Origin of the sequence: Billgrantia tianxiuensis (assembly GCF_009834345.1) — a bacterium.
In the GTDB taxonomy this organism is placed as follows: Bacteria; Pseudomonadota; Gammaproteobacteria; order Pseudomonadales; family Halomonadaceae; genus Halomonas; species Halomonas tianxiuensis.
Map to the genome: position 1 here is coordinate 5007409 of NZ_CP035042.1, position 7710 is coordinate 5015118.

General features: G+C 65.2%; 7 protein-coding genes and 1 pseudogene. 4 read left to right on the top strand and 4 right to left on the bottom strand.

Going from position 1 to position 7710, the window contains the following annotated elements; translation table 11 throughout:
* Nucleotides 1-45: 45 nt before the first annotated feature.
* The 4 genes from rdgB to EKK97_RS23485 all read left to right on the top strand — a co-directional run bounded on the left by rdgB (nucleotide 46) and on the right by EKK97_RS23485 (nucleotide 3492).
* The gene (gene rdgB, locus EKK97_RS23470) at nucleotides 46-657 is read left to right on the top strand and encodes an RdgB/HAM1 family non-canonical purine NTP pyrophosphatase (protein ID WP_159555625.1); all 612 of its coding nucleotides are present in this window, start codon (nucleotides 46-48) and stop codon (nucleotides 655-657) included.
* Nucleotides 657-1856, top strand: coding sequence for a radical SAM family heme chaperone HemW (gene hemW / locus EKK97_RS23475; RefSeq protein WP_159555626.1), 1200 nt, complete (start codon nucleotides 657-659; stop codon nucleotides 1854-1856). The genes rdgB and hemW overlap by 1 nt, the downstream gene beginning before the upstream one ends.
* A gap of 28 nt (nucleotides 1857-1884) precedes the next feature.
* Nucleotides 1885-2562, top strand: a complete 678-nt coding sequence (locus EKK97_RS23480; protein WP_159555627.1) for a YiaD family glycine zipper/OmpA-like lipoprotein — start codon at nucleotides 1885-1887, stop codon at nucleotides 2560-2562.
* An 84-nt stretch (nucleotides 2563-2646) separates the two neighbouring features.
* Nucleotides 2647-3492: a 23S rRNA (adenine(2030)-N(6))-methyltransferase RlmJ gene (locus EKK97_RS23485; RefSeq protein WP_159555628.1), complete on the top strand. Its 846-nt coding sequence runs from the start codon at nucleotides 2647-2649 to the stop codon at nucleotides 3490-3492.
* Nucleotides 3493-3513: 21 nt separating this feature from the next.
* Here EKK97_RS23485 and mnmE read toward each other — a convergent pair whose 3' ends face one another.
* From mnmE to rpmH, 4 genes and pseudogenes are all read right to left on the bottom strand, one after another.
* Nucleotides 3514-4884: a tRNA uridine-5-carboxymethylaminomethyl(34) synthesis GTPase MnmE gene (gene mnmE / locus EKK97_RS23490; RefSeq protein WP_159555629.1), complete on the bottom strand. Its 1371-nt coding sequence runs from the start codon at nucleotides 4882-4884 to the stop codon at nucleotides 3514-3516.
* 105 nt (nucleotides 4885-4989) lie between these two features.
* Nucleotides 4990-6614 (bottom strand): annotated as a pseudogene (gene yidC, locus EKK97_RS23495) (membrane protein insertase YidC).
* 176 nt (nucleotides 6615-6790) lie between these two features.
* Entirely contained in the window at nucleotides 6791-7162 is a 372-nt protein-coding gene (gene rnpA / locus EKK97_RS23500) for a ribonuclease P protein component (RefSeq protein WP_159555630.1), read from the bottom strand.
* 13 nt (nucleotides 7163-7175) lie between these two features.
* Nucleotides 7176-7310 carry a 50S ribosomal protein L34 gene (rpmH, locus tag EKK97_RS23505; RefSeq protein ID WP_010626003.1) on the bottom strand — a complete coding sequence of 45 codons (135 nt, stop codon included), beginning with the start codon at nucleotides 7308-7310 and terminating at the stop codon, nucleotides 7176-7178.
* Nucleotides 7311-7710: the final 400 nt, after the last annotated feature.

Here is a 7710-nt window from a genome sequence, read left to right on the forward strand (position 1 = left end):
TCGTGTAATATGATTGCCTGCTGTACTTCTTAGCGAGGAGGCATCGTGTCCCCTACCGATGAGCTGGTACTGGCCAGCGGTAACCCCGGCAAGATTCGGGAATTCAGTCAGCTTTTCGCGGCCCTTGGGTTACGTATCCGGCCTCAATCGGAATACGGCGTGGTCGACGTCGAGGAAACCGGCCTCACCTTTGTCGAGAATGCTCTGCTCAAGGCGCGTGAGGCCAGTCGCAGCAGCGGCCTGCCTGCCTTGGCCGACGATTCGGGACTCGAGGTCGATGCCCTGTCGGGGCAACCGGGTATCTATTCGGCACGCTACGCCGGCGAGCCCAAGAGCGATGTACGCAACAATGCCAAGCTGCTCGAGGCCTTGGACGGCCTTTCCGGTCACCAGCGCAGCGCGCGCTATTGGTGTGCCCTCGTCTACCTGCGCCATGCCGACGACCCGGTGCCGCTGATCGTCCAGCGTAGTTGGGAAGGAGAGATCCTCGAGCGGCCACGCGGTGAGGGTGGATTCGGCTACGATCCGCTGTTCTGGCTGCCTGAGCGTGGCCTGAGCGTCGCCGAGCTTGCGGCCGAGGAGAAGAATCGTCTGAGCCACCGCGGCCGGGCCCTCGAGGCCATGGTCGCTGCGCTGCGCGATGCGTCCCAACGCTGATGACCGGCCTGACTTGTGACGCATCGGCACTACCGCCGCTGGCGCTCTACGTGCATGTACCCTGGTGCGTGCGCAAGTGTCCCTACTGCGATTTCAACTCCCATGGTGTGGGCAGAGGCGCCGAACTCCCGGAAGACGAGTATCTGGCGGCCCTGCTCGACGACCTCGACGCCGATCTGCCGCTGGCGGCTGGCCGTCGGCTCGGCAGCATCTTCATCGGTGGCGGCACGCCGAGCCTGATGTCGGCAGGCTTCTACGAGCGCTTCCTCGATGGGTTGACCCGGCGCCTGCCGCTCGCCGAGGATATCGAGATCACCCTGGAAGCCAATCCCGGCACGCTGGAGCGAGGGCGCTTTGCCGGCTATCGCGGGGCCGGTATCAATCGCTTGTCGCTCGGCGTACAGAGCTTCCAGCCGACTCAACTGGCGGCCCTGGGCCGCATCCATAGCGGTGAGGACGCCGTGGCGGCGGTCGAGGAGGCGCGTGCTGCCGGCTTCGACAATCTCAACCTCGACCTGATGCACGGCCTGCCGGAGCAGACCCCCGAGCTGGCCCTGGACGACCTGGAGCGCGCCTTGGCGCTCGCGCCCGAGCACCTCTCCTGGTACCAGCTGACGCTCGAGCCCAACACCGAGTTCCACTCCAGGCCGCCGGCGTTGCCCGAGGAGGAGACGTTGTGGGACATCCAGGATCTGGGGCACGAGCGGCTGGAGGCAGCGGGCTTCGTGCGCTATGAGATTTCTGCCTATGCGCAGCCGGGCCGGCGTTCGCGGCACAACCTCAACTACTGGTGCTTCGGCGACTACCTGGGCATCGGTGCCGGCAGTCACGGCAAGCTGAGTGGCTTCGACGAGTCGGGGCGGCTGCGGATCGAGCGGCGCTGGAAGGCGCGCCAGCCCGAAGCCTACTTGCGGCGTCGCCACGATCCTCGCGGCTTCGTCGCCGGCCACATCGAAGTCGGCGACGACGAGCTGCCGCTGGAGTTCGCCATGAACGCACTGCGCCTGGTCGAGGGCGTGGCCATGCGTGACTGGCAGGCGCATACGGCGCGGCCTCTTGCGGTGCTGGAGCGGCGGCTCGAGACGGCACGGAATAAAGGACTTCTCGTGGAAGATGCGCAGAGGCTTCAGGCTTCACCCCAAGGTCTATTATTCTTGAACGAGCTGCTGGCGCTCGTAAGCGCGTCCGGCGCAGAATGATCGCGTTTCCCTGACCTGGAGAGTGTCCATGTTCAAAGCTTCCCGACTCGTTGCTCCTCTGGCGGCTGCCATCCTGGTGGCCGGCTGCGCTACGACCGACCCTTACTCGGGCCAGACCCAGCGTTCCAGCACCATGACCGGTGCCGGCGTCGGCGCGGCCGTGGGTGCCGCCGCCGGTGCACTTTCCGGCAGCGGCAGCACCAGCCGTCGCGACCGTGCGCTGATCGGCGCGGCCGTAGGTGCAGCGGCAGGTGCCGGCATTGGCGCCTACATGGATCGCCAGGAGCAGCAACTGCGCGAGAGCATGCGCGGCACCGGAGTCGAGGTGGAGCGGCGTGGTGACGACATCGTGCTCAACATGCCGAGCAGCGTGACCTTCGGCTTCGACTCCAGCGAACTGACCGTGCAGGCGCGCAACGCGCTCAACGACGTGGCCAACGTGCTGACCCAGTACACCGACACCCGGGTCAACATTGCCGGCCATACCGACAGCACCGGCAGCGTCAGCTACAACCAGCGGCTCTCCGAGCGGCGGGCCGAGTCGGTCGGCAATTACCTGGCCCAGTCCGGGGTGGCGCGCAACCGCCTCTACATGACCGGTTACGGCCCCAGCCAGCCGGTTGCCAGCAATAATACGGAAGAGGGCCGCGCCCAGAACCGTCGCGTCGAGATCACCCTGTCGCCGATCGAGTCGCAGTTCCAGTAAGCGGCTGCATGGCACTACTGCCTGGGCCCGCCACTCGCTGGCGGGCCCAGGTTTTTCCATCTTATTCACAACGGTTGACCCGACATGCTCTCCTATCAGCATGCCTATCACGCCGGCAACTTTGCCGATGTCCACAAGCATCTCACCGTGCATGCGGTCGTCGACCATCTGCTGCACAAGGCAGCGTCGATCACCTTCGTCGATACCCATGCCGGCCGTGGTCTCTATCCGCTGGACGCCAGCGAGACCCAGCGCCTGGGGGAATACCGCCAAGGCGTGCTGCCGCTGTGGGAGGCGCGCCGGGGGCTGGCCGAAGAGCCGCTGCTGGCGAGCTGGCTCGAGGCGATCGCCAGCGTGCAGACCGATTCACGCCGGTTAGAGCAGTACCCCGGCTCGCCCTGGTGGCTAGGCCAGCGGCTGCGTCAGGACGATCGGCTGCAGTTGTTCGAGCTTCATCCGGGAGAGCATGAGCATCTGGCCCTGCAGCGGCTTCCCGCCAACGTCAGGCGGCTCCACGCCGACGGTCTGGCCGGCCTACTCGCCGGCCTGCCGGTGGCCACGCCACGCTTGTGTGTGCTGATCGATCCCAGCTACGAGCGCAAGGCGGAATATGGCGAAGTCGCCGAGACGCTGCTGACGACGATGCGAAAGGTGCGTCATGCCGTCGTGCTGGTGTGGTATCCGCTGCTGCCGGCGGCGCGTCACCTCGAGTTGCTCGAGCGACTGCGCGACGGCGGCCTGCGCAAGATCTGGCGCAGCGAACTGACGCTGCGCGAGCCGGGCGAGGAGCGCGGCATGTACGGCAGCGGCATGCTGGTGGTGAATCCGCCCTGGGGATTGGACGAGCGCCTCGCCGCCGCCATGGCGCGGGTCACGCCGCTGCTGGGCGAGACGACCCGCTACGGGGGCGGCTGGTGGGTGGAGGAGTAGGAGCTGAGCTGGCAGGGCCGGCTACTTGCCGATACAGAAGCTGCCGAAGATCTCGCCCAAGAGATCGTCGGCGCTGAACTCGCCGGTGATCTCGCCTAGCGCCTGCTGGGCGTCGCGCAAATCCTCCGCCAGCAGTTCGCCGGCGCCATAGCCGGACAGCTGCGCCTCGCCGTTGCTGAGCGCGCGCTGCGCCCGGTCGAGGGCATTCAGGTGCCTTCGCCGTGCCGAGAAGCGCCCCTCGGTGGTAGAGGAGTAGCCCATTACCGTCTTGAGGTGCTCCTTCAGGTTATCCACACCTTCTCCGGTGCGCGCGGAGAGCCGAATCACCGGCGGGGATGTGGACAAGTCCGCCGTCGGCGCCTCGTGGCTGGCATCGATCTTGTTGCGCACCAGGGTCAGGCGGGAGGAGTCGGGCAGGCGCGCGACGAACTCGGGCCAGATCGCCATGGGATCGGTGGCGTCGGTAGTGGCGGCGTCCACCAGCAGCAGCACACGGTCGGCCTTCTCGATCTCGGCCCAGGCACGGGCCACACCGATCCGCTCGACCGCATCCGGTGTGTCGCGCAGCCCGGCGGTATCGATCACGTGCAGCGGCATGCCGTCCAGGTGGATGTGTTCGCGCAGCACGTCGCGGGTAGTACCGGCTATCTCGGTGACGATGGCGGTTTCCTGCTCGGTGAGAGCGTTGAGCAGGCTCGACTTGCCGGCATTGGGACGGCCCGCGATCACCACGCTCATCCCTTCGCGCATCAGCGCGCCCTGGCCGGCGGCGGCGCGTACCTCGACGAGTTCCGTCTGGACCGCACCGAGCATCTCGGCCACTTTGCCGTCAGCGAGAAAGTCGATCTCCTCTTCGGGAAAATCGATGGCCGCCTCCACGTACATGCGCAGCTCGATCAGCCGCTGCACCAACGTTTCCACCCGCCGCGAGAACTCCCCCTGAAGCGAGCGCAGGGCGTTCTCGGCGGCGGCGCGCGAGCTGGCTTCGATCAGGTCGGCGATGGCCTCGGCCTGGGCCAGGTCGAGCTTGTCGTTGAGGAAGGCGCGCTCGGAGAATTCCCCCGGCCGGGCCAGGCGGGCGCCGAGCTGCACGCAGCGCTCCAGCAGCAGATCCATGATCACCGGACCGCCGTGGCCTTGCAGCTCCAGCACGTCCTCGCCGGTGAAGGAGTGGGGCCCGGCGAAAAAGAGGGCGATGCCTTCGTCGATTGTCGCCGAGGCGCCACGGAAGGGGCCGTAGTGGGCGCGCCGCGGCTCGGGGCAATGGCCTACCACGGCTTCGGCGATCGCCGCGCACAGGGGGCCCGAGACGCGGATGATGCCGACGCCGCCACGCCCGGGCGGGGTGGCCAGCGCGGCGATGGTGTCCTGCTGGTAGAGCCTGTCGGCCATGCGGCGTCCTCTCGATTGCAGCGGTATGGCGGCATTGTCCGTTTCGCACGGTACAAACGCCAGACCCCTGCCGAGGCAGGGGTCTGGTGTCGTGCGGGGGCGAGGTTACTTCGCCTTCACCCCTTTGCCGACGCTGGGGTCGTTCTCGATCTTGCGCGTGATCACGTACTGCTGGGCGATCGAGATGATGTTGTTGACCACCCAGTAGATGACCAGGCCGGCCGGGAACCACAGGAAGAAGAAGGTGAAGACGATCGGCAGCATCTTCATGATCTTCGCCTGCATGGGGTCGGGCGGCGTCGGGTTGAGCAGTTGCTGCACGAACATCGAGGCCCCCATCAGGATCGGCAGGATGAAGTAGGGATCCTTCATCGACAGGTCCTGAATCCAGAACATGAAGGGCGCATGGCGCAGCTCCACCGACTCCAGCAGCATCCAGTACAGGGCGATGAACACCGGCATCTGCACCAGAATCGGCAGACAGCCGCCCAGAGGATTGATCTTCTCCTTCTGGTAGAACTTCATCATCTCCTGGGACATCTTCTGACGGTCGTCGCCGTACTGCTCCTTGAGGCGCTGCATCTCGGGACCCAGCTTGCGCATGCGAGCCATGGACTTGTAGGCCTTGGCGGAGAGCGGCCACATGGCCAGCTTGACCAGAACGGTCAGCAGCACGATGGACCAGCCCCAGTTGCCGATCAGGCTGTGAATCTGGTCGAGCAGCCAGAACAGCGGGTTGGCGATGAACCACAGCCAGCCGAAATCGACGGTCAGGCGCAGGTGGGGCGCCACTTGTTCGAGATAGTCCTGAACCTTGGGGCCCACGTAGAGCGTGGCGCCCAGGCGGGCTTCCCCTTCCGCCGCCACCGTGGTCACCGGGCCGGCGAACGCCGCCACGTTGCGATTGCGTGAATCGGTGGTGGCGTACTGCAGGTTCTGCTGGTTCTGCGGCGGCGCCCAGGCCGAGACGAAATAGTGCTGGATGATGGCGACCCAGCCGCCCTGGACATCACGGTTATTGAAGCGACCGCGCTGGATGTCGTCGAACCCGACTTTCTGGTAGCGCTCGTCCGGAGACGAGTAGGCGGCGCCCAGGTAGGAGCTCATGCCCATGGCCACGCCGCTGGAGGGATCGGGACTGTTGTCCCGCGCCAGCTGGCCGATGAAGCGCGCGGTGACCGGTTGCTCGGTGTTATTGGCCAGGTAGTAGCTGACTTCGACGGCGTAGCTGCCGCGCGCGAAGGAGAAGCGCTTGATGACGTCGACTCCGTTCACTTCGCCGTGCAGATCGACGTCGAGGCGGCCTTCGCCGTCGGCCAGCCGATAGCTGGTGGACTCGGGGTGAACGCGATGCGGCCCCCGTGACCATCCACCTGCAGGCCGGAGCGGGCCACATAGCTGCGAGTCTCGTTGTCCGAGAGCAGCACGTAGGGGCGATCGGAGCCCAGCGTCATGCGGTGCCGCGGCAGGGCCGCATAGACGATGTCGCCGCCTTGGGGATCGATGCGAACGTCGAGCACGTCGGTCATGACCGCGATCAGGTCGCGCGTTCCGCTCGCCTGCTCCGTCTCGGCTGGCATTTCGCTGGCCACGTCGCGCTCCGCTTGCGGAGCGGCGGGAACCGCCAGGCCGTCATCGTCGGGCGCTTGCGCTTCACCGGGTGCCGGTGCCGTGATGGTGGGAGCTTCGGGCTCAGGAGCAACCTGGCCATAGTCCTGGTTCCACTGCACGACTAGCAGATAGGTGAGCACGGCCAGTGGAATCAGCAATAGGAGTCGTTTTACGTCCATGAGGGTTCTGCCCGGTGGGTAGTGAACATGCCGCTGGAACGGAATCCGCTGCCATGTGAAAGAGGGCGATAGCCTGCCGAGCAGGCTATCGGGGCGGAGACGAGTACCGCATCCGGTCAGGAGGTCATCGCTTTTCGTGCATCACGCTCCAGGCGCCGCCACATGCCGAAAAGCTGGCGATGCAGCGTGGCCTTGTCCAGCTCGCTCGCGCCGCGCCGCGCCAGCAGGACGATATCGACGGCGGGTAGCGAGCATTGCTGAAGACGAATGGATTCACGAGTCAACCGCTTGAGGCGGTTGCGGTCCACGGCCCTGCGGACGTTCTTCTTGCTGATGACCAGGCCAAGGCGGGGGTGGTCCAGTCCATTGGGGCACGCCAGGGCCATCAGCCCCTTGCCATGTACCTTGAATGTAGCGTGATCGAAAACGTATCGATAATCCCCGGCAGTCAGCAAGCGCAGCTGCTTGGGGAAACCATGACCGGACACGCGCAATCCGCTATCAGGCGCTCAGACGCTTGCGGCCCTTGGCGCGGCGGCGGGCCAGAACGGCACGACCATTCTTGGTAGCCATGCGTGCACGGAAGCCGTGGACACGCTTGCGCTTCAGAACGCTGGGTTGAAAAGTACGTTTCATAACACTCGATTCCCACGTGGTTTTTGACGGTACGTCGTTACAGGAACGCCCTGGCTCCCGATAGGAACCAGGGACAGATTCGGTTCAAGACCGGAAATTGTAGAGACTTCGGCTGCCCGACGCAATTGTTACGCTCCATGGCGCGACTGGAAGCGGGGCCGGCGAACGGCGTAATTTCCTGATTTTTGTGGGTTGTTGTGATTAATACTGTGGGCGACGTCTGTTGATAAGTAATAAAATCATATTCGAAACAATAGGTTAGGTTTTCTTTGGGTGTGTGGAAAAGCTCTTTGTAAACAGTGGCTAGACAGTGGGTGAGGCTGGCAGGGTGACGGTCTGGGAAATCGGCTTCCCCCATGCGTAGCGAAGCCAAGGGGAGCCCGTAGCCAGACGCGATGAC